Source organism: Psychromonas arctica (assembly GCF_038155225.1).
Lineage (GTDB): Bacteria > Pseudomonadota > Gammaproteobacteria > Enterobacterales > Psychromonadaceae > Psychromonas > Psychromonas arctica_B.
In genome coordinates this window covers 1-224 of record NZ_JBAKBA010000256.1, presented here as the reverse complement: position 1 = coordinate 224, position 224 = coordinate 1, and the positions used below count along the sequence as shown (strand labels likewise).

1 protein-coding gene is annotated in these 224 nt (G+C 43.3%); it reads left to right on the top strand.

The window, feature by feature from the left end:
• Positions 1-14 precede the first annotated feature (14 nt).
• Positions 15-224: TRAP transporter large permease subunit (locus V6255_RS19410; protein ID WP_425355955.1), on the top strand; the 210-nt coding region annotated here is incomplete at its 3' end.

Genomic DNA, 224 nt, shown 5'->3' with positions numbered 1-224 from the left:
TGTATTGCGGGTAAATAACCGTTAATTTTATTGATTTAGGGAGAGTACTATCAGGATGGATGCCTGGTGGTTTAGTCCTTGTTAATGTCGCTGTTTCTATGTTATTTGCTGGTATTTCTGGTTCCTCAACTGCTGATGCTGCCGGGTGTGGGAAAATCTTAATCCCTGCCCTGATTAACGAAGGTTATGATAGACGTTTTGCCAGTGCCAATACCGCCTGTTCG